We start from the raw sequence: 19,354 nt of genomic DNA, 5'->3' as shown, positions 1-19,354 counted from the left end.
CAACCGCCGCTACCGGACCGCCCGCGCCGCCACCGCGTCCCGCGTCAGCCACGCGTTCGCCGCCTCGACGCGACTGCCGACCCGCAGCTTCGCGTAGACGTGCTCCAGGTGCTTGTCGACCGTGCGCGGGCTGATCGCCAGCCGGTGCGCGATCTGCTGGTTCGTCAGACCGCGGGCCAGCAGGGCGAGTACGGCGGACTCCCGGCGGGTGACCGGCGGCGGGGCGGGCAGCGCCGGGGCGAGCCGGGTGAGGACCCGGGTGAGCCGGCTGCGGAGCAGCGCGGCGGTGGCCACGTCGTCGTCGGAGAAGTCGCTGCCGTCCCGGCTGACCGCCACGCACACCCTGCGCGGCGGCTCGTCGGCGCGGCCGGCCGGGAACGACATCGCCAGCTGCTGTTCGGCGCCGAGCGGCCGGTAGACGTCCGGGTAGGCGGCCAGTGCGTGGAACTCGCGGCGGGTCTGCAGCGTCGAGCGGCGCATCGGCGTGCCGGGGCCGACGGTGGTGTGCAGGACGAGGGAGTCGGCGGCCGCCTCGCGGTCGAAGGCGTCGCGGACGTCCTGGCTCAGCAGGCCGGCGGGGACGGTGAACGGACGCTTGGCACTCCCGGCGTGCGGCGACCAGACGATGCTGTCGCCGGGGACCGCCCCGAGCAGCAGCGGAAGCAGCACCGGAACGAGGGTTTCCTCGTCGACGGCATCGATGACGGCATCCATCAGGAGGTCCACGACGGCGAGGATCCGTCGCAGGCCGACCTCCGCGGCCGGGGTCATGTACACCAGCCTGCCGAGGGGGCCGGGGCCCGTCAAGGCAGGTCCGCCCGGCCCCCGGGGTGCCACCCGGCCGGCCGGGGGAAGACCGGCCGGGCGCGTCAGGCGCGGTTAACGCCCGACGGCATAGACGCGGTTGACCGGGCTCTCGGCGGCGAGCCGCCAGTGGTGGAGCCCGGCGTCGTCGGCGATCTTCCGCATCGCCTCCTCACCCGCGTGGTTCCCCAGCGCCTGCGGTCCGTGCTGGGCCAGCGCGGACGGCAGGCAGACGGCGACCGAGGCGGCGGTCAGCGCCCGGCCGACGGGGTTGGTGTTCTCCTGGGCGTGGCCCGAGGCGTTCGGCTCGACGATCATGCAGGTGCCGCCGTCGGCCAGCGCCTGCTCGGCGTGCCGCAGCGCGCCGCCCGGGTCGCCGATGTCGTGCAGACAGTCGAAGAACGTGATCAGGTCGAAGCCCTCGCCCGGGAAGTCCTGTGCGGTGGCGACGTCGAAGCTGACCCGGTCGGCCAGTCCCCGCTCGGCCGCGATGCCGCGGGCGGCCTCGACGGACGGGCGGTGGAAGTCGAAGCCCCGGAAGTACGACCGGGGGAAGGCCCGGGCCATCAGCGTCGTGGAGTAGCCGTAGCCGCATCCGACGTCGGCGACCCGCGCACCGCGCTCCAGCTTCTCCACCACACCGTCCAGCGAGGTCAGCCACTCCGGTACCAGCGCGGCCGTGTAGCCGGGGCGGAAGAACTTCGCGGTGCCGGCGAACAGCGCCGGTCCGTGCTCCTCCCAGCCGACCCCCTCGCCGGTGCGGAAGGCGTCCATCAGGCTGTCCTCGGTGGCGTACACGGCCTGCAGCATGGTGAAGAACCCGGCGGCGTACGTGCTCCGGTCCGGGTCCGCCAGTACGGCGGCGTGCTCGTCGGGCAGCTGGTAGGTGTCGGTCCCCGGGGCGTACGTGACGTACTCGCCGGCCACCTGGGCGTCCAGCCATTCGCGGACGTAGCGCTCCACCAGGCCGGTGCGGGCGGCGAGCCGGGCGGAGGTGAGCGGACCGGCGCCGGCCATGGCCGTGTACAGGCCCAGTCGGTCGCCGAGCGAGGTGCACAGCCCGGCCACCGCGGCCCCGCCGTCGGTGATCACCTGCTCCAGGAACTGCTGCACCCGCTCCTGGTCCACGGCGCCGGAGGGGGCGCCGGCGGAGGTCGAAGTCGCCACGTCCCGCACCTCCCGTCGCCTCCAGGCGGCCACCAGATCGTCTTCCACTCCACCAGCCCCGCCGCCCCGCGCGCCATACGGGATTCGCCGTATACGGCGGGCCCCGGGCGCCCGCCGACACTGGAAGCGAGGAGGTGCGCCATGCGCAAGAAGATCGACTGCCGTGACTACCCGAGCGAGATGAACTGCTCCCTCGTGATCTCCGGCGAGGAGGAGGAAGTGGTGCGCGCGGCCACCGAGCACGCCATCTCCGTCCACGGCCACACCGACAGCCCCGAGCTGCGGGAACAGATCCGGGAGTCCCTGAAGAACGAGATGCCGCAGCCCGCCTGAGCCCCGGCACCCACCCGGCCGCCGGGGAAAGCCGAGGTCATCGGCCGCCCCGCAGCACGGGGCGGCCGTACGTACGGCAGGAAGCAGGAAGAGAGCGGGGTGTGAGTCAGCGCTTCGCGGGGGCGAGGACGCAGAACTCGTGGCCCTCCGGGTCGGCCAGGCACGTCCACGGCACGTCGCCCTGGCCGAGGTCGAGGTCGGTGGCGCCGAGGGCCCGCAGCCGGGCCACCTCCGCCGCTTTGTCGTCACCCGGGTACGGCAGGAGGTCGAGATGCACGCGGTCCGGCACGGTCTGCACGCCGGGCGTGCGGAGGAACTCCAGATACGGGCCGACACCCTTGGCGGAGCGCAACACCGCACGGTCGTCGGCCACCTCGTGCAGCGTCCAGTCCAGCGCCTCGTTCCAGAACCGGGCCATGGCCCGCGGATCCGCGCAGTCGACCACCACCGCGGCGATCGGCCCGGTGTCCCGGTAGATCTCCCGGGGCTCCAGCACGCAGAACTCGTTGCCCTCGGGATCGGCGAGGACCGTCCACGGCACGTCGCCCTGGCCCACGTCGGCGGGCGTCGCACCGAGGGCCTTCAGGCGCGCGACCAGCTCCGCCTGATGGGCCGCGGAGGCGGTGGCGAGGTCGAGGTGCACACGGTTCTTCGTGGTGGTCTTGGGTTCCGGGACGGCGACGACGTCGATGCAGACGGCGACCGGGTCCGGCCAGACGAAGCCGCCCCCGGGTTCCACGTTGGTCACGCCCGGCCCTTCGCTGGACAGCCCCCAACCGAGCGCCTCCGCCCAGAACCGGCCGACCGCCGAGTGATCAAGAGCCTTGATGTTCACCTGAACAGGTCGCAGTGCCATGCCGGCGATCTTAGGTGCCCGCTGGGAACGACATCCGCAGGTGGGCGGAAACGCGCGGGGACCGGAAGGCGGGTGGAGGGACCGGAACGGAACGGCATTGCATAAAACTGTTGCGGTCCGTATAGTCATGCCATCGACGAGGAGGGTCCATGACGGTACGAGCGGCAGTGGCCGGTGCGAGCGGATATGCGGGCGGTGAAGTCCTGCGCCTGCTGCTCGCCCACCCGGACGTGGAGATCGGCGCGCTGACGGCCAACTCCAACGCCGGGCAGCGCCTGGGCACACTCCAGCCCCATCTGTTCCCGCTGGCCGACCGGGTCCTCGCGGAGACCACCCCCGAGGTCCTCGCCGGCCACGACGTCGTCTTCCTGGCGCTGCCGCACGGCCAGTCCGCGGCCGTCGCCGAGCAGCTCGGCCCGGACGTCCTCGTCGTCGACATGGGCGCCGACTTCCGGCTCACGGACCCCGGCGACTGGCAGAAGTTCTACGGCAGCGAGCACGCCGGGACCTGGCCCTACGGCCTCCCCGAACTCCCCGGTGCCCGCGCCGCCCTTGAGGGCTCCAGGCGCATCGCGGTGCCCGGCTGCTACCCGACGGCCGTCTCGCTGGCCCTCTTCCCGGCGTACGCCGCGGGGCTCGCCGAGAACGAGGCCGTGATCGTCGCCGCCTCCGGCACCTCCGGCGCCGGCAAGGCCCCCAAGCCGCACCTGCTGGGCTCGGAGGTCATGGGCTCCATGTCCCCGTACGGCGTCGGCGGCGGGCACCGGCACACCCCCGAGATGATCCAGAACCTCAGCGCGGTCGCGGGGGAGCGGGTCTCGGTCTCCTTCACGCCCACGCTCGCGCCCATGCCGCGCGGCATCCTCGCCACGTGCAGCGCGAAGGCCCGGGACGGGGTCACCGGGGAGTCCCTCCGCGCCGCCTACGAGAAGGCGCTCGCCGACGAGCCGTTCGTCCACCTGCTCCCCGAGGGCCAGTGGCCGTCCACGGCCGCCGTCCACGGCTCCAACGCCGTACAGATCCAGGTCGCGCACGACGAGGCCGCCGGCCGCATCATCGTGATCAGCGCCATCGACAACCTCACCAAGGGCACCGCCGGCGGTGCCGTCCAGTCCATGAACATCGCCCTCGGTCTCGACGAGACCACCGGGCTCACCACGATCGGAGTCGCGCCGTGAGTGTGACGGCAGCCAAGGGATTCACGGCGGCGGGTATCGCCGCCGGGATCAAGGACAGCGGGAACCCGGACCTGGCCCTCGTGGTCAACAACGGGCCCCGCCAGGCCGCCGCGGGCGTCTTCACCTCCAACCGCGTCAAGGCCGCCCCCGTCCTGTGGTCCGAGCAGGTCCTCAAGGGCGGCACGGTCTCCGCCGTCGTCCTCAACTCCGGCGGGGCCAACGCCTGTACGGGCCCGAAGGGCTTCCAGGACACCCACGCCACCGCCGAGAAGGTCGCCGAGGTCCTCGACCTGAACGCGGGCGAGGTGGCCGTCGCGTCCACCGGCCTGATCGGCGTCCTGCTCCCCATGGACAAGCTGCTGCCGGGCGTCGAGACCGCCGCCGCGCAGCTCTCCGAGCACGGCGGTGAGAAGGCCGCCCTCGCCATCAAGACCACCGACACCGTCCACAAGACCGCCGTCCACGAGGGCGACGGCTGGACCGTCGGCGGTATGGCCAAGGGCGCCGGCATGCTCGCGCCCGGCCTCGCCACCATGCTCGTCGTGCTCACCACGGACGCCGACCTCGACGGCGACGTCCTGGACCGGGCCCTGCGGGACGCCACCAAGGTCACCTTCGACCGGGTCGACTCCGACGGCTGCATGTCCACCAACGACACCGTGCTGCTGCTCGCCTCCGGTGCCTCCCGGGTCACGCCGGCATACGCGGAGTTCGCCGAGGCCGTACGGGCCGTCTGCGACGACCTGGGCCAGCAGCTCATCCGGGACGCCGAGGGCGCCAGCAAGGACATCAAGGTCGAGGTGATCAACGCGGCGAGCGAGGCGGACGCCGTCGAGGTCGGCCGCTCCATCGCCCGCAACAACCTCCTCAAGTGCGCCATCCACGGCGAGGACCCGAACTGGGGCCGGGTGCTCTCCGCCATCGGCACCACCGCCGCCGCCTTCGAGCCGGACCAGCTGAACGTCGCCATCAACGGCGTCTGGGTCTGCAAGAACGGCTCGGTGGGGGAGGACCGCGACCAGGTCGACATGCGCTACCGGGAGGTGCGGATCACCGCCGATCTCGCCGCCGGCACCGAGTCCGCGGTCATCTGGACCAACGACCTCACCGCCGACTACGTCCACGAGAACAGCGCGTACTCCTCATGACCACCACCCGCAAGCACACCGCGCTGCCCAAGGCCCGCACGCTCATCGAGGCGCTGCCCTGGCTGACCCGCCACCACGGCAAGACCGTCGTCATCAAGTTCGGCGGCAACGCCATGGTCGACGAGGAGCTCAAGCGCGCCTTCGCCCAGGACGTGGTCTTCCTCCGGCACGCCGGACTGCGCCCCGTCGTCGTGCACGGCGGCGGCCCGCAGATCAGCGCCCATCTGGACCTGCTGGGCCTGCCGTCGGAGTTCAAGGGCGGCCTGCGGGTCACCACGCCCGAGGCGATGAACGTGGTCCGGATGGTGCTGGCCGGCCAGGTCCAGCGCGAGCTCGTCGGGCTGCTCAACGAGCACGGCCCGCTCGCCGTCGGCATGACCGGCGAGGACGCCCATCTGATGACCGCCACCAAGCACTACGCCGACATCGACGGCGAGCGGGTGGACATCGGCCGGGTCGGCGAGATCACCGACATCGACCCCGGCGCGGTCCAGGCGCTGCTGGACGACGGCCGGATCCCGGTCATCTCCTCCATCGCCCGCAGCAGCGATGACGGCGACGAATCCGGCGTCTTCAACGTCAACGCCGACACCGCCGCGGCCGCCCTGGCCGCCGCCCTCGGCGCCGAGACGCTGATGGTCCTCACCGACGTCGAGGGCCTCTACGAGGACTGGCCGCACAGCGACGAGGTGATCTCCCGGCTCACCGCCGGCCAACTGGAGAAGCTGCTGCCCGACCTGGCCAGCGGCATGGTCCCGAAGATGCAGGGCTGTCTGTACGCCGTGCGCAACGGCGTGCACACCGCCCGGGTCATCGACGGGCGGGTCCAGCACTCGATCCTGCTGGAGATCTTCACCGACGAAGGGATCGGCACGATGGTCGTGCCGGACGCGGAAACCGAGGGGGAGTCATGAGCCAGGAGGCACACGACCAGGGGCCGGCGACCAACGAGGGCCTCACCCGGCGCTGGCAGGGCGCCATGATGGACAACTTCGGCACCCCGCGCGTCCCCCTGGTCCGCGGCGAGGGCGTCAAGGTGTGGGACGCCGACGGCAAGGAATACCTCGACTTCCTCGGCGGCATCGCGGTCAACGCCCTCGGGCACGCCCACCCGGCCGTGGTCCGCGCGGTCTCCGACCAGGTCGCCACCCTCGGCCACGTCTCGAACTTCTTCGTCGCCGAACCCACCGTGGCCCTCGCCGAGCGGCTGCTCGCGCTGGCCGGCGGGCGCCCCGGCCGGGTCTACTTCTCCAACTCCGGCGCCGAGGCCAACGAAGCCGCCTTCAAGATCGGCCGGCTGACCGGGCGCACCCACATGGTCGCCACCCAAGGCGGCTTCCACGGCCGCACCATGGGCGCCCTCGCGCTCACCGGCCAGCCCGCCAAGCAGGCCCCGTTCGCCCCGCTCCCCGGAGACGTCACCCACGTCCCGTACGGGGACGTGGAGGCGCTCCGGGCCGCCGTCACCACCGACACCGCCCTGGTCGTCCTGGAGCCCGTCCAGGGTGAGAACGGCGTGGTCGTGCCGCCGCCCGGCTACCTCCGCGCCGCCCGGGAGATCACCGCCGCCACCGGCACCCTGCTGGTCCTGGACGAGATCCAGACCGGTATCGGCCGGACCGGTCACTGGCTGGAGTCCCAGGCGCAGGGCGTCGAGGCGGACGTCATCACCCTCGCCAAGGGCCTCGGCGGCGGCCTGCCGATCGGCGCCACCCTGGCCTTCGGCCCCGCCGCCGACCTGCTCACCCCCGGTTCGCACGGCTCGACCTTCAGCGGCAACCCGGTCGTCTGTGCCGGCGCCCTCGCCGTTCTCGACACCATCGAGGCGGACGGCGTGCTCGCGAACGTCAAGCGCGTCGGCGAGCGGCTGCGGGACGGGATCGAGGCGCTGGGCGACCCAATGGTCGGCCAGGTCCGCGGCGCGGGCCTGCTCCTCGGTATCGTCTTGACGGAGCCGCTCGCGCCGCGCGTGCAGCAGGCGGCTCAGGACGCGGGTCTCCTGGTGAACGCGGTCGCGCCGGACGTCATCCGGCTCGCCCCGCCGCTGATCGTCTCCGACGACGAGGCGGACACGTTCCTGCGGAGGCTCCCCGCCGTCCTCAACACGGTCCGCCAAGGGGCCGACGGGGAACAACGATCCGGAGACTGACGAGACCGATGAGCGAGCCGCAGGACAACGAGGTGCACAACGGCCAGGCCGTACCGCAGACCCGCACCGCCCGCCACCGCCGGATCGTGGACATCCTCAACCGGCTGCCGGTCCGCTCCCAGAGCCAGCTCGCGAAGCTGCTCGCCGACGACGGCCTGTCCGTCACCCAGGCGACGCTCTCCCGCGACCTGGACGAACTGGGTGCGGTGAAGATCCGCAACACCGGTGGCGAGCTGATCTACGCGGTGCCCAGCGAGGGCGGCGACCGCAAGCCGCGCGCCCCGCTGGGCGAGGCCGCCAAGGAGGAGCGGATGCGCCGCCTCTCCGGCGAACTCCTGATCTCCGCCGAGGCGTCCGCCAACCTCGTCGTCCTGCGCACCCCGCCCGGCGCCGCCCAGTTCCTGGCCTCCGCCATCGACCAGGCGGAGCTGCACGACATCCTCGGCACCATCGCCGGCGACGACACCCTGATGCTCATCAGCCGCGACCCGCTCGGCGGCCAGGCCCTCGCCGACCATCTGCTCCGCCTGGCCCAGAAGGCCCGCTGAACCACCCGCACCGCCGTCCCGCCCGGCCCCCCGGGCGGGCACGCACCGCCCGTGGCCTCCCGCCCGCCTCACGCCGGCGGGACCACGTCCATCCGGCCGGGTGGCCGGCTGCGGGCGGGTCGGCGGTGCCCGCCCGCAGGAACGCCGAAGGCCCTGCCGCACCGAAGTGTGGCAGGGCCTTCACGTGGGCCATGGGCCCTTTGCACCGTCGGGACGACAGGATTTGAACCTGCGACCCCTTGACCCCCAGTCAAGTGCGCTACCAAGCTGCGCCACGTCCCGGTGCTGCGGCCGGCCGGAGGAGTCCCGGCCGGGGCGTGCAGAAGAAAAATACCCTGTCCCGGGCCGCGAATCCAAAGCGGGGTCCCCGAGGGGCGCTTCCCGGCCTCGCGGCGGGGCGGTGGCTTCCGTGTTTCGATGGGGATATGGGTGAAATGTCCGATGGTGCGGGGATCCGGGTGCGGCGGGTGTACGAGCCGGCCGAGAAGGCGGACGGGGCGCGGGTGCTGGTGGACCGGCTGTGGCCGCGCGGGCTGTCCAAGGAGGACGCGCGGCTGACGGAGTGGTGCAAGGAGGTGGCGCCCTCCTCGGAGCTGCGGCGCTGGTACGGGCACGAGGAGGGGCGGTTCGAGCGGTTCGCCGAGCGGTACCGCGCGGAGCTGGCGCAGGAGGAGGCGGCCGGGGAGGCGCTGGAGCGGCTGCGGGGGCTCGCCGACCAGGGGCCGCTGACGCTGCTGACGGCGACGAAGGAGGTGCCGCTCAGTCATGTCGCCGTGCTGGTCGAGGTGCTGGAGAAGGGGCTCTGACGGGGTTCTGAGGGGTTCGGCGGGCGGTCGATGCGTCCGGCCCGTCGCTGATCCGACGTCGTTGACCTGGACCTTTCCCGGTTCATTGACGAAACATACGGTGGAGTGCATACTTATGCCTATCGAGGAATGCACGTAAGGAGAGACCCGTGACCGAGCGCGTCGTACTCGCCTACTCGGGCGGCCTGGACACCTCCGTCTGCATCGGCTGGATCGCCGAGGAGACGGGCGCCGAGGTCATCGCCGTCGCCGTGGACGTCGGTCAGGGCGGCGAGGACCTGGACGTCATCCGCAAGCGGGCGCTCTCCTGCGGCGCGGTCGAGGCCGAGATCGCGGACGCCAGGGACGAATTCGCCGACGAGTACTGCCTCCCGGCGATCAAGGCGAACGCGCTGTACATGGACCGGTACCCGCTGGTCTCGGCGCTCTCCCGGCCGGCGATCGTCAAGCACCTCGTGGCCGCCGCCAAGAAGCACGGCGCCACCACCGTCGCCCACGGCTGCACCGGCAAGGGCAACGACCAGGTCCGCTTCGAGACCGGCATCTCCTCCCTCGCCCCCGACCTGACGTGCATCGCCCCGGTCCGTGACTACGCCATGACCCGGGACAAGGCCATCGCCTTCTGCGAGGCGAAGAACCTCCCGATCGCCACCACCAAGAAGTCGCCGTACTCCATCGACCAGAACGTCTTCGGGCGGGCCGTGGAGACCGGCTTCCTGGAGGACATCTGGAACGCGCCCATCGAGGACGTCTACGAGTACACCCAGAACCCGGCCACCCCGCGCGAGGCGGACGAGGTCGTCATCACCTTCCACGAGGGCGTGCCGGTCGCCCTCGACGGCAGGCCCGTCACGGTCCTGCAGGCCATCAAGGAGCTCAACAAGCGGGCCGGTGCCCAGGGCGTCGGCCGGATCGACCTGGTCGAGGACCGCCTCGTCGGCATCAAGTCCCGCGAGGTGTACGAGGCGCCCGGCGCGATCGCGCTGATCACCGCCCACCAGGAGCTGGAGAACGTCACCGTCGAGCGCGAACTCGCCCGCTACAAGCGCCAGGTCGAGCAGCGCTGGGGCGAGCTGGTCTACGACGGCCTGTGGTTCTCACCGCTCAAGCGGGCGCTGGACGGCTTCATCGAGGAGGCCAACCAGCAGGTGTCCGGTGACATCCGGATGACCCTGCACGGCGGCCGCGCCGTGGTCACCGGCCGGAAGTCCGACCGGTCGCTGTACGACTTCAACCTGGCGACCTACGACACCGGCGACACCTTCGACCAGTCGCTCTCGAAGGGCTTCATCGAGCTCTTCGGCATGTCGAGCAAGATCGCGGCACAACGTCAACTGCGGGCCTAGGCCCGAACGCGACCCGGCCCGGGCCCGGCTCGTTGGCCCGGCGGCAGTTCGTACCACGGCCGCCTCCCCGCCCAGCGGTGGGGAGGCGGCCGCACATCCCATCCCTTGCGAGGAGCAGCAGTGAGCAGCAACAGCGGTGACGTCCGGCTCTGGGGCGGCCGGTTCGCCGACGGTCCCGCCGAGGCCCTGGCCCAGCTGTCGGCGTCCGTCCACTTCGACTGGCGCCTCGCGCCGTACGACATCGCCGGGTCGAGGGCGCACGCCCGGGTCCTGCACCAGGCCGGGCTGCTCAGCGAGGACGAGCTGGCGCGCATGCTCGCCGGGCTCGACCAGCTGGAGGCGGACGTCGCCGACGGCTCGTTCATCGGCACCGTCGCCGACGAGGACGTGCACAGCGCCCTGGAGCGCGGGCTGCTGGAGCGGCTCGGCCCGGACCTGGGGGGCAAGCTGCGGGCCGGCCGGTCCCGCAACGACCAGGTCGCCACCCTCTTCCGGATGTACCTGCGCGACCACGCCCGGATCATCGGCGGCCTGATCGCCGACCTCCAGGAGGCGCTGATCGGCCTGGCCGAGGCCCACCCGGACGTGGCGATGCCGGGCCGTACGCATCTGCAGCACGCCCAGCCGGTGCTGTTCGCGCACCACGTGCTGGCGCACGTGCAGCCGCTGTCCCGGGACGCCGAGAGGCTGCGGCAGTGGGACGAGCGGACCGCCGTCTCGCCGTACGGCTCGGGCGCGCTGGCCGGTTCGTCCCTCGGCCTCGACCCGGAGGCCGTGGCCCGCGACCTCGGCTTCGAGCACGGCAGCGCCGGCAACTCCATCGACGGCACCGCCTCCCGCGACTTCGTCGCCGAATTCGCCTTCATCACCGCGATGATCGGCGTGAACCTCTCGCGGATCGCGGAAGAGATCATCATCTGGAACACGAAGGAGTTCTCCTTCGTCACCCTCCACGACGCCTTCTCCACCGGCTCGTCGATCATGCCGCAGAAGAAGAACCCGGACATCGCGGAGCTGGCGCGCGGCAAGTCGGGCCGCCTCATCGGCAACCTGACCGGCCTGATGGCCACGCTCAAGGCGCTGCCGCTGGCGTACAACCGCGACCTCCAGGAGGACAAGGAGCCGGTCTTCGACTCCTGCGACCAACTGGAGGTGCTGCTCCCGGCGTTCACCGGCATGATGGCCACCCTGACCGTCCACCGCGAGCGGATGGAAGAGCTCGCCCCGGCCGGGTTCTCGCTCGCCACCGACATCGCCGAGTGGCTGGTCAAGCAGGGCGTGCCGTTCCGGGTGGCGCACGAGGTCGCCGGCGGTTGCGTCAAGGAGTGCGAGGCGCACGGCATCGAGCTGGACGAGCTCACCGACGAGCAGTTCGCCAAGATCTCGCCGCATCTGACCCCCGAGGTCCGCGAGGTGCTCAACGTCCCCGGCGCGCTCGCCGCGCGCAGCGGCCGCGGCGGCACCGCGCCCTCGGCGGTGGCGGTCCAGCTCGCCGAGCTGCGCGCCGACCTGGTGCGGCAGCAGGAGTGGGCGGCGGCCAAGCAGCCGCGGTAGACGACGACGGACCCGTACCGACGGCCCGCATCCGGGAAAGACCCCGGATGCGGGCCGTCGGCGTACGAGAAGAGATGTCTCGCGTGAGACATTGATGTCTCATTCGGCTATCCTGCGTCTCATGGCCGTGGATCGTGAACGGGTACTCAAAGAAGCCGCCGCGCTGCTGACGCGCCGGGCGTCGACGTCGATGGACGAGATCGCCCGCGCCGCCGGCATCAGCCGCGCCACCCTGCACCGGCACTTCGCCGGCCGGGACGCCCTGATCAGAGCGCTGGAGGAGCACGGGATCGCCCGGTTCGCGCAGGCGATGGACACCGCCCGGCTCGACGAGGGCGACGCCCCCGCCGCGCTGCGCCGGCTGATCCGAGAGGCCGAACCGGTCGCCGCCGTCCTCGGGTTCCTCTTCACCGAGAACCAGCTCTTCGAGGACGGCGAGATCAACGCCGGCTGGGCGGAACTCGACGCCCGCATCACCGCCCTCTTCCGCCGCGGCCAGGAGGACGGCGACTTCCGCCTCGACCTGAGCGCCGCCTGGTTCACCGAGGCGTTCTACGGCCTGCTCGGCGCCGGTGCCTGGTCCGTCCACGAAGGACGGGTCGCCCGCAACGACCTCACCCACTCGATCGCCGAGCTGCTGCTCGGTGGCATCCGACGGAGCATGGAGAAATGACCGAGACCATAGCGTCAGGCCGGGCCGGTTCGGCCCATGTGGACGACCAGCCCCGCCCGGGACGCTGGCTCGCGCTGGCCGTCCTGGTGCTGGCCGTCCTGCTGGTCGGCGTCGACGCCACGGTCCTCGGCCTCGCCACGCCCTTCCTCAGCGAGGACCTCCGCCCGTCCGGCACCCAACTGCTGTGGATCGGCGACATCTACTCCTTCGTCATCGCCGGACTGCTGGTCTCCATGGGCAGCCTCGGCGACCGCATCGGCCGCAAGAAGCTGCTGCTGATGGGCTCGGTCGCGTTCGGCGCGATGTCGGTGCTCGCCGCCTACGCCACCAGCCCGGAGATGATGATCGCCGCCCGGGCGCTGCAGGGCGTCGCCGGCGCCACCCTGATGCCGGCCACCCTCGCGCTGATCCGCAACCTCTTCCACGACCCCAGGGAACGCAGCCTGGCCATCGGCATCTGGGGCGCCATGGCGTCGGCCGGCATGGCCGTCGGCCCGGTCCTCGGCGGCTTCCTGCTGGGGCACTTCTGGTGGGGCTCGGTCTTCCTCATCAACCTGCCGGTGATGCTGCTGCTGGTCGTCGTCGGCGCCAAGGTGATCCCCGAGTCCCGCAACCCCGACCCCGGCCCCTGGGACATCCCCAGCGTGCTGCTGGCCCTGGTGGGCATCGTCGGTGTGGTCTACGCCGTCAAGGAAGCCGCGGTGGACGGCTACCGCTGGGACGTCGCGCTGACCGCCGTCCTCGGCGTCCTCGCCCTGGTCGTCTTCGCCCGCCGGCAGCTCACCCTGGAATCCCCGCTGCTCAACATGAAGCTCTTCCACCACCGGGGCTTCTCGGGGGCCGTCCTCGCCGACCTGCTGACCATCCTCGGACTGTCCGGCCTGGTCTTCTTCCTCTCCCAGTTCCTCCAGATGGTGCAGCTGCGCTCGCCCCTCAACGCCGGCCTCGTCGAACTACCGGCCGCCGTCGGCGCGGTGGGCGCCGGGCTCGCCGCCGGCTGGGTCGCCCGCAAGCTGTCCGTACGGATCGTGGTGGCCGGCGGCCTGGCCATGGTCGGCATCGCGCTGGCCGGCTGCACGACCCTGCACGGCGACACCGGCACCGCCGCGATGTGCGTCATCCTCTTCGTCGTCGGCGTCGGTGCCGGCTTCTCCTTCACCGTCACCGCCGACGTGATCCTCTCCAGCGTGCCCAAGGAGGAGGCCGGCGCCGCCTCCGCGGTCTCCGAGACCGCCTACGAACTGGGCGCCGCGCTCGGCATCGCCCTGCTCGGCTCCATCGTCACCAGCATCTACCGGGGCTTCCCCGCCCCGGCGGGCGTGCCCGAGCACGCCGTCGGCGCGGCCCGCGAATCGCTCGGCGGCGCCGTCGAGACCGCCGTCCAGCTCCCCTCCCACCAGGGCGCGGTCCTGATGAGGGCGGCTCAGCACTCCTTCGTGGACGGCGTGGACTCCGCCGCCGCGGTCGCCTCCGCCGTGCTGCTCGCCGCGGCGGTCGCCGCCTGGTTCCTGCTCCGCGGCCAGGAACTCGCCGACAGCAGGTAACCCCGCCGCACGCCCCCCGCTCCGCCGGACGGCGGGCGCACCCCCGCCCCAGGGCGTGTCTGGTGGATCACCCCGCCCCGCACCCGCGATGATCCACAGGACACGCCCTGGGGGCGACTGTCCCCCGCCCGTTCACGCCCGGTACGCGCGCTGGTGACCGGCCGTCAGGCGCGGCTCGTTTGACTCTCCGGTCGTCCCCCTACGGACGGCCCGCTCAGGAGAGTGACGCAGTGCGCGACATCGGACGACGGTCCTTCTTCACCGCCGCAGGGGCTTTGGCCACCGCGAGCGCCATCGGAAGCAACGCCTACGCCACCGGCCACGCCCGCGACGCGGCCACCGCCGACGAATACGTCGACGTCCAGCTCCTCAACATCACCGACCTGCACGGCTATCTGCAGGGCGCCCCGGGCGCCCACTCCGTCATCACCGGAGCCGGCGGGAAGACCTACACCGTGGGCGGCGTCGCCTATATGGCCGCCCACCTGGAGCGGCTGCGCGACGGCCGCTCCAACTCCCTGTTCTTCGCCCCCGGCGACCTCTTCTCCGGCTGGGAGTTCGACGCGGCCGCCTTCGCCGACGAGCCCACCATCGAGGCGCTCAACGCCATGGGCCTGGACTTCGCCTCCGCCGGCAACCACGAATTCGACAAGTCCGCCCGCTTCCTGACCTCGCACATGGAGGACGGCGACGCCTTCCCCACCGCCGGCCGCGACGACGACTTCAAGGACTCCACCGGCCGCCGCTTCCGCGGTGCGGACTTCCCGTACTACAGCGCCAACATGGTGTGGAACGCCACCGGCGAACGCGTCCTTCCGCCGTACAACATCGTGCACGTGGACGCCGGCGGCGGCCGCCGGCTGCCGATCGGCTTCATCCACCTGACCGCCATCGGCACCGAGTCCTTCCCCGGGTCCTACCAGCCCGGCCTGCGCACCCTGGACGAACTGGAGACCGCCAACCGCTGTGCCGCCGAGCTGAAGTCACGCGGCGTCAACGCGATCGTGCTGAGCATGCACGACGGCGCGGTCGCCGGCAGCGACTTCTCCAGCGGCAAGAACCCCTCCGGACCCGCCTACGAACTGGCGCTGCGCGCCTCGCCGGACATCGACGCCATCGTCACCGGCCACTGGCACTGCGCCTTCACCATGATGCTGCCCGACCCCGACGGCGAGCCCCGCCCCTTCGTCGAGGCCGGCTGCTACGGCCAGATCATCAACGAGATCAATCTGCGCCTCGACCCCGACACCGGGTCGGTGGTCCGGGAGCTGACCACCTCCGTCAACCACCCCAACGCCCGCGATGTGGCGCCCGATCCCGAGCTCAAGTCGATCGCCTCCTACTGGGCCGGCTACGGCAGCCGGCGGGCCCGCACCAAGATCGGCACCCAGACCGCCTCCTTCACCCGGCGCCGCAACGCACTGGGGGAGTCCACCATGGGCAACCTCGTCGCCGACTGGGCCCTGTGGGCGGGCCGGCAGCCGCCCGGCCCGACGGCCGACCCCGCCGAGCACCCCGACACCCCCGCCGACCTCGCGGTCATCGCGGTCGCCCCGCGCGTCGGCCAGGCGGTCATCGCCGGGGACCTGATCCTCGACGAGGAGTCGGACGGCACCGTCACCTTCGCCCAGGCCTGGAACGCGGTCGGCTTCGGCGACCCGATCGTCACCGTCACCGTCACCGGCCGGCAGATCCACGACGCCCTGGAGGAACAGTGGGCGCCGACCCCCGGCGGCGGCCTCGGCTTCTCCCCCCTCGCCGTCTCCGCCAACGTCCGCTACACCTTCGACGCCGCCGGCAGGGTCGGCCGCCGGGTGGACCCCGCCGAGGTCCTCATCGACGGCAGGCCCCTCGACCTCAAGCGCAGCTACCGCCTCGCCGCGCCCTCCTACACCCTCATCAACCAGGACGGCTTCAGCGCCTTCACCGGCTTCACCGCACCCGTCCGGCACACCCGCGACTTCGAGAGCTTCATCGCCTTCGTACGGGCCCGGAAGCGGCTGGTGCCCGCCCCGCTCGACCGGGTCGCGGTCAAGAACGCCGCGGTGCGCGGCGCCCGCACCGGCACCGTCACCCAGCGCCAGCAACTGCTCCAGGACGGCAGCGTGGTGCCGCGCCCCGAGGCGGCCCTGCGCTCCGCGCTGACCGGCGGCGCCGAGGGCCAGCGCGCCCCCGGCGGCTTCCGGGTGCCCTGCTGACACACGAAGGGCCCCGTCCGCAGCTGCGGACGGGGCCCGGTGACGCCGGATCGGACCGCCGGCTCAGGCGGCGGCCCTGGCCTTGGTGGCGTAGATGTCGACGTACTCCTGGCCGGACAGCTCCATGACCTCGCTCATCACCTCGTCGGTGACGGCCCGCAGCACGTAGCGGTCCCGGTCCATCCCGTCGTACCGGGAGAAGTCCAGCGCCGCACCGAAGCGGACCGTGACCGGGGCGATCCGCGGCCGGCCCTTGCCGCCGGGCTGCACCTTGTCCGTGCCGACCATCGCGAACGGGACGACGGGCGCGCCGGTCATCAGGGCGAGCCGGGCGATGCCGGTACGGCCGCGGTAGAGGCGGCCGTCGGGGGAGCGGGTGCCCTCGGGGTAGATGCCGAACGCCTTGCCCTGCTCCAGGACCCGGCGGCCGGTCATCAGGGCCGCCACCCCGCCGTGGCCGCCGTCCCGGTCCACCGGGATCATGCCGGAGCTGGTGAAGAACCAGGCCATCAGGCGGCCCTTGATGCCGGTGCCGGTGACGTACTCGTCCTTGCCGATGAAGTACACCGGCCGCTTGACCACCAGGCTCAGGAACAGCGAGTCGATGAAGGTCACGTGGTTACCGGCCAGGATCACCGGTCCGGTCGCCGGAATGCGCTCCATACCCTCGACCTTCGGGCGGTAAAGGACACGCATGACGAATCCGAGAATCGCCTTGAGCACAATGCGGGACAACGGGTCCTCCGGGTCGTGGCTGTCTGGTCAGCGTCAAGCGGGCGCAGAACTCTGCAGCCCAGGACGATACTCGCGGGTTACTCCCGCGCGCACATCGGGTTCATGAGGTCGATACGCACAGTTGACTCACGGTTGACGTGTGTTACCACCATGTTCCCCCCGGAGTCGTCGTGCGTCTCCCCGGCATGACCCGTCCGTGCCTACGATCGGCCCGGTTGCCCGGGTACCCGGGCAACACGCCTTGACGCGGGCCGGAAAACACCCGGAAGCACTCGGCGGCACCGGAAAGCACCGAAGCGCCCGGGCGCACCCGGAAACGTACGAAACGACGCACAACAAGGAGCGTGGGCATGCAGAAGCGGCAGCAGCCGGGACGGCGGACGGTGCTGGGGGCGGCGGCCCTCGGTGCGGGCGCGGCGGTGCTCGGCGGGGCCGGGCAGGCGGGCGCCGCCGGGCGCGGCACGGCGGGCCGGGAGCTGCCCGTGCCGCTGATCGTCGGCCACCGCGGCGCCAGCGGCTACCGCCCCGAGCACACCTTCGGCTCCTACCAACTCGCCCTCGACATGGGCGCGGACGTCATCGAGCAGGACCTCGTCCCCACCAAGGACGGCCATCTGGTCTGCCGGCACGAGAACGACATCACCGCCACCACCGACGTCTCCGCACACCCGGAGTTCGCCGGCCGCAGGACCACCAAGACCGTCGACGGACAGCAGCTGACCGGCTGGTTCACCGAGGACTTCACGCTCGCCGAACTCAAGACCCTGCGCGCCAAGGAGCGCATACCGGGCACCCGGCAGCACAACACCCTCTACGACGGCCGGTGGCAGGTGCCCACCTTCGAGGAGGTCCTGCAGTGGGCCGAACGGGAGGGCCGCAAGCGGGGCCGCCGGGTCTGGCTGCACATCGAGACCAAGCACCCCACCTACTTCCGGGGGCTCGGCCTCGGCCTGGAGGAGCGCCTCGCCAAGGCCCTGCGCGCGCACGGCCGGCACCGCCGCAACTCCCCGAACTTCCTGCAGTCCTTCGAGCCCAGCAGCATCCGGCGCCTCGGCGAGCTCGTCGACTGCCCCAAGGTCGTCCTGCTGGGCACGCTCAAGGACCGCCCCTGGGACTTCACCGAGGCGGGCGACCCGCGCACCGTCGCCGACCTGGTCACGCCCGAGGGCCTCGGCTGGATCGCCGGCTTCGCCGAGGGCATCGGCCCGGACCTGACCGTGATCGTCCCGCGGGACAAGGACGGCAAGCTCGGCACGCCCAGCTCCGTCGTCAAGGACGCGCACGCGGCCGGGCTGGTCCTGCACCCGTACACGGTCCGTAACGAGAACACGTTCCTGCCGACCGACTTCCGCCGCGGCACCGACCCCAACGCCTACGGCGACTCCCTCGGCGTCTTCAAGGCGTACCTCGGCACCGGCATCGACGGACTGTTCTCCGACAACCCCGACACCGCACTGCTGGCCGCCGAGGAGTTCCGCACGCGCTGACCGGCCGCCCGGCCACGCACCGGCACCGGGTCCTGAGTGACCTCCCCGTGCTCTCATCTGAGTTGGGAATGTCACAGAGGAGCTCGGTGCCGGTCCGTTCCGCTTGCCCCAATTGCCTGCGCAGAATGCTCCCGGCGGCGATTGCCGCCGCCACATTCCGGGGAGTCCGGAAGTCAGGGCACCACGTCCGGGCGCACACCCCTCACACCCTCGCGCGCCCGGGCCAACCGAATAAGGGGAGGCATACGCGCATGGGCACGAGCGTGACCATCTCTGCGGCGACCGACGAGGACGCCGAGCAGATCCTCAAACTGCAGTACCTCTGTTACCAGTCGGAGGCCGCGCTGTACGACGACTACGGAATCGAGCCGCTCACCCAGACGCTGGCCGCGCTGCGTGCTGAACTCGGCGAGGGCTGCGTGCTGGTGGCCCGGCTCGGCGACGAGGTGGTCGGATCCGTGCGCGGCACCGTCGACGCGTCGGGCACCGCGGCGATAGCCAAGCTCATCGTGCACCCCCGGCTCCAGCGGCACGGTCTCGGCGGCCGGCTGCTGGCCGCGGTCGAGCAGCGGCTCGCCGAGGAGCGCTCGGCCACCCGGTTCCGCCTCTTCACCGGCCACCGCAGCGAGGGCAATCTGCGGCTGTACCGCAGCCACGGCTACGCGCCCGTGGGCACCGAGGAGCTCAGCCGGCGGCTGAGCCTGGTCACGCTGGAGAAGGAGGCCGTGGCCGAGGAGTTCGTGGCCCAGGCGTAGCGGCCCGCGCGTCGCTGGACGTCACGGAAGGGAACGGGCCCGCACCGCGGCGGGCCCGTCCACCGGCGACGTG

General features: G+C 72.0%; 18 protein-coding genes and 1 tRNA gene. 14 read left to right on the top strand and 5 right to left on the bottom strand.

What is annotated here, in order from left to right; all coding sequences use genetic code 11:
- Positions 1 to 9: 9 nt before the first annotated feature.
- Together AB0E02_RS22730 and AB0E02_RS22725 are read right to left on the bottom strand one after the other, a co-directional pair.
- A complete protein-coding gene (locus tag AB0E02_RS22730) occupies positions 10 to 771 on the bottom strand; it encodes a helix-turn-helix transcriptional regulator (RefSeq protein WP_362142074.1) in 762 nt (253 codons plus the stop codon).
- 108 nt (positions 772 to 879) lie between these two features.
- Entirely contained in the window at positions 880 to 1,971 is a 1,092-nt protein-coding gene (locus AB0E02_RS22725; protein WP_362142072.1) for a class I SAM-dependent methyltransferase, read from the bottom strand.
- Positions 1,972 to 2,112: 141 nt separating this feature from the next.
- Here AB0E02_RS22725 and AB0E02_RS22720 point away from each other — a divergent pair, with 141 nt between their 5' ends.
- A complete protein-coding gene (locus tag AB0E02_RS22720; RefSeq protein ID WP_351531436.1) occupies positions 2,113 to 2,304 on the top strand; it encodes a DUF1059 domain-containing protein in 192 nt (63 codons plus the stop codon).
- Between the two features lie 106 nt (positions 2,305 to 2,410).
- On the opposite strand, the gene AB0E02_RS22715 is transcribed toward AB0E02_RS22720, so the two are convergent.
- Complete coding sequence (locus tag AB0E02_RS22715) at positions 2,411 to 3,160, bottom strand: VOC family protein (RefSeq protein ID WP_362142070.1); 750 nt, start codon at positions 3,158 to 3,160, stop codon at positions 2,411 to 2,413.
- Between the two features lie 149 nt (positions 3,161 to 3,309).
- Between AB0E02_RS22715 and argC the strand changes: the two genes are divergently transcribed.
- Genes argC through AB0E02_RS22690 form a run of 5 tightly spaced genes read left to right on the top strand, consistent with a single transcriptional unit; the run spans position 3,310 to position 8,183 of the window.
- Entirely contained in the window at positions 3,310 to 4,338 is a 1,029-nt protein-coding gene (gene argC, locus AB0E02_RS22710) for an N-acetyl-gamma-glutamyl-phosphate reductase (protein WP_362142068.1), read from the top strand.
- Positions 4,335 to 5,486, top strand: coding sequence for a bifunctional glutamate N-acetyltransferase/amino-acid acetyltransferase ArgJ (argJ, locus tag AB0E02_RS22705; RefSeq protein ID WP_310724257.1), 1,152 nt, complete (start codon positions 4,335 to 4,337; stop codon positions 5,484 to 5,486). The genes argC and argJ overlap by 4 nt, the downstream gene beginning before the upstream one ends.
- Positions 5,483 to 6,400 carry an acetylglutamate kinase gene (gene argB, locus AB0E02_RS22700; protein WP_362142066.1) on the top strand — a complete coding sequence of 306 codons (918 nt, stop codon included), beginning with the start codon at positions 5,483 to 5,485 and terminating at the stop codon, positions 6,398 to 6,400. The genes argJ and argB overlap by 4 nt, the downstream gene beginning before the upstream one ends.
- Entirely contained in the window at positions 6,397 to 7,635 is a 1,239-nt protein-coding gene (locus AB0E02_RS22695; RefSeq protein WP_362142064.1) for an acetylornithine transaminase, read from the top strand. Before argB ends, AB0E02_RS22695 begins: the two co-directional genes overlap by 4 nt.
- A gap of 8 nt (positions 7,636 to 7,643) precedes the next feature.
- Positions 7,644 to 8,183: an arginine repressor gene (locus tag AB0E02_RS22690; protein WP_362142062.1), complete on the top strand. Its 540-nt coding sequence runs from the start codon at positions 7,644 to 7,646 to the stop codon at positions 8,181 to 8,183.
- Positions 8,184 to 8,391: 208 nt separating this feature from the next.
- On the opposite strand, the gene AB0E02_RS22685 is transcribed toward AB0E02_RS22690, so the two are convergent.
- Positions 8,392 to 8,465: transfer RNA gene (locus AB0E02_RS22685), tRNA-Pro, on the bottom strand.
- Positions 8,466 to 8,617: 152 nt separating this feature from the next.
- On the opposite strand from AB0E02_RS22685, the gene AB0E02_RS22680 reads away from it, so the two are divergent.
- The 6 genes from AB0E02_RS22680 (at position 8,618) to AB0E02_RS22655 (ending at position 16,304) form a co-directional block, all read left to right on the top strand.
- The gene (locus tag AB0E02_RS22680; protein WP_362142188.1) at positions 8,618 to 8,989 is read left to right on the top strand and encodes a DUF488 family protein; all 372 of its coding nucleotides are present in this window, start codon (positions 8,618 to 8,620) and stop codon (positions 8,987 to 8,989) included.
- Between the two features lie 149 nt (positions 8,990 to 9,138).
- Positions 9,139 to 10,335 carry an argininosuccinate synthase gene (locus tag AB0E02_RS22675; protein ID WP_362142060.1) on the top strand — a complete coding sequence of 399 codons (1,197 nt, stop codon included), beginning with the start codon at positions 9,139 to 9,141 and terminating at the stop codon, positions 10,333 to 10,335.
- A gap of 120 nt (positions 10,336 to 10,455) precedes the next feature.
- Positions 10,456 to 11,889, top strand: coding sequence for an argininosuccinate lyase (argH, locus tag AB0E02_RS22670; RefSeq protein WP_362142058.1), 1,434 nt, complete (start codon positions 10,456 to 10,458; stop codon positions 11,887 to 11,889).
- A 121-nt stretch (positions 11,890 to 12,010) separates the two neighbouring features.
- Positions 12,011 to 12,562, top strand: a complete 552-nt coding sequence (locus AB0E02_RS22665) for a TetR/AcrR family transcriptional regulator (protein ID WP_201802514.1) — start codon at positions 12,011 to 12,013, stop codon at positions 12,560 to 12,562.
- Positions 12,559 to 14,106 (top strand): MFS transporter, encoded by a 1,548-nt coding sequence (locus tag AB0E02_RS22660; RefSeq protein WP_362142056.1) that lies wholly within the window; start codon positions 12,559 to 12,561, stop codon positions 14,104 to 14,106. Before AB0E02_RS22665 ends, AB0E02_RS22660 begins: the two co-directional genes overlap by 4 nt.
- Before the next feature lie 230 nt (positions 14,107 to 14,336).
- On the top strand, positions 14,337 to 16,304 hold the full coding sequence (locus AB0E02_RS22655; RefSeq protein WP_362142054.1) for a bifunctional metallophosphatase/5'-nucleotidase: 1,968 nt from the start codon (positions 14,337 to 14,339) through the stop codon (positions 16,302 to 16,304).
- A gap of 63 nt (positions 16,305 to 16,367) precedes the next feature.
- Here AB0E02_RS22655 and AB0E02_RS22650 read toward each other — a convergent pair whose 3' ends face one another.
- The gene (locus tag AB0E02_RS22650; protein WP_362142052.1) at positions 16,368 to 17,039 is read right to left on the bottom strand and encodes a lysophospholipid acyltransferase family protein; all 672 of its coding nucleotides are present in this window, start codon (positions 17,037 to 17,039) and stop codon (positions 16,368 to 16,370) included.
- A 350-nt stretch (positions 17,040 to 17,389) separates the two neighbouring features.
- Between AB0E02_RS22650 and AB0E02_RS22645 the strand changes: the two genes are divergently transcribed.
- Both AB0E02_RS22645 and AB0E02_RS22640 read left to right on the top strand, forming a co-directional pair.
- Positions 17,390 to 18,526: a glycerophosphodiester phosphodiesterase gene (locus AB0E02_RS22645; protein ID WP_362142050.1), complete on the top strand. Its 1,137-nt coding sequence runs from the start codon at positions 17,390 to 17,392 to the stop codon at positions 18,524 to 18,526.
- Between the two features lie 251 nt (positions 18,527 to 18,777).
- Positions 18,778 to 19,281 (top strand): GNAT family N-acetyltransferase, encoded by a 504-nt coding sequence (locus AB0E02_RS22640; RefSeq protein WP_362142048.1) that lies wholly within the window; start codon positions 18,778 to 18,780, stop codon positions 19,279 to 19,281.
- Positions 19,282 to 19,354 lie beyond the last annotated feature (73 nt).

It is taken from the genome of Streptomyces sp. NPDC048196, assembly GCF_040652715.1.
Taxonomy (GTDB): domain Bacteria; phylum Actinomycetota; class Actinomycetes; order Streptomycetales; family Streptomycetaceae; genus Streptomyces; species Streptomyces siderophoricus.
This window is presented reverse-complemented; position numbering and strand designations above follow the sequence as displayed.

What these genes read in the sequence shown, in the direction of transcription:
- AB0E02_RS22730 (WP_362142074.1), bottom strand. Translation starts at nt 771, where the DNA reads ATGACCCCGGCCGCGGAGGTCGGCCTGCGACGGATCCTCGCCGTCGTG.
- AB0E02_RS22720 (WP_351531436.1), top strand. Translation starts at nt 2,113, where the DNA reads ATGCGCAAGAAGATCGACTGCCGTGACTACCCGAGCGAGATGAACTGC.
- AB0E02_RS22715 (WP_362142070.1), bottom strand. Translation starts at nt 3,160, where the DNA reads ATGGCACTGCGACCTGTTCAGGTGAACATCAAGGCTCTTGATCACTCG.
- argC (WP_362142068.1), top strand. Translation starts at nt 3,310, where the DNA reads ATGACGGTACGAGCGGCAGTGGCCGGTGCGAGCGGATATGCGGGCGGT.
- argB (WP_362142066.1), top strand. Translation starts at nt 5,483, where the DNA reads ATGACCACCACCCGCAAGCACACCGCGCTGCCCAAGGCCCGCACGCTC.
- AB0E02_RS22695 (WP_362142064.1), top strand. Translation starts at nt 6,397, where the DNA reads ATGAGCCAGGAGGCACACGACCAGGGGCCGGCGACCAACGAGGGCCTC.
- AB0E02_RS22690 (WP_362142062.1), top strand. Translation starts at nt 7,644, where the DNA reads ATGAGCGAGCCGCAGGACAACGAGGTGCACAACGGCCAGGCCGTACCG.
- AB0E02_RS22680 (WP_362142188.1), top strand. Translation starts at nt 8,618, where the DNA reads ATGTCCGATGGTGCGGGGATCCGGGTGCGGCGGGTGTACGAGCCGGCC.
- AB0E02_RS22665 (WP_201802514.1), top strand. Translation starts at nt 12,011, where the DNA reads ATGGCCGTGGATCGTGAACGGGTACTCAAAGAAGCCGCCGCGCTGCTG.
- AB0E02_RS22660 (WP_362142056.1), top strand. Translation starts at nt 12,559, where the DNA reads ATGACCGAGACCATAGCGTCAGGCCGGGCCGGTTCGGCCCATGTGGAC.
- AB0E02_RS22645 (WP_362142050.1), top strand. Translation starts at nt 17,390, where the DNA reads ATGCAGAAGCGGCAGCAGCCGGGACGGCGGACGGTGCTGGGGGCGGCG.
- AB0E02_RS22640 (WP_362142048.1), top strand. Translation starts at nt 18,778, where the DNA reads ATGGGCACGAGCGTGACCATCTCTGCGGCGACCGACGAGGACGCCGAG.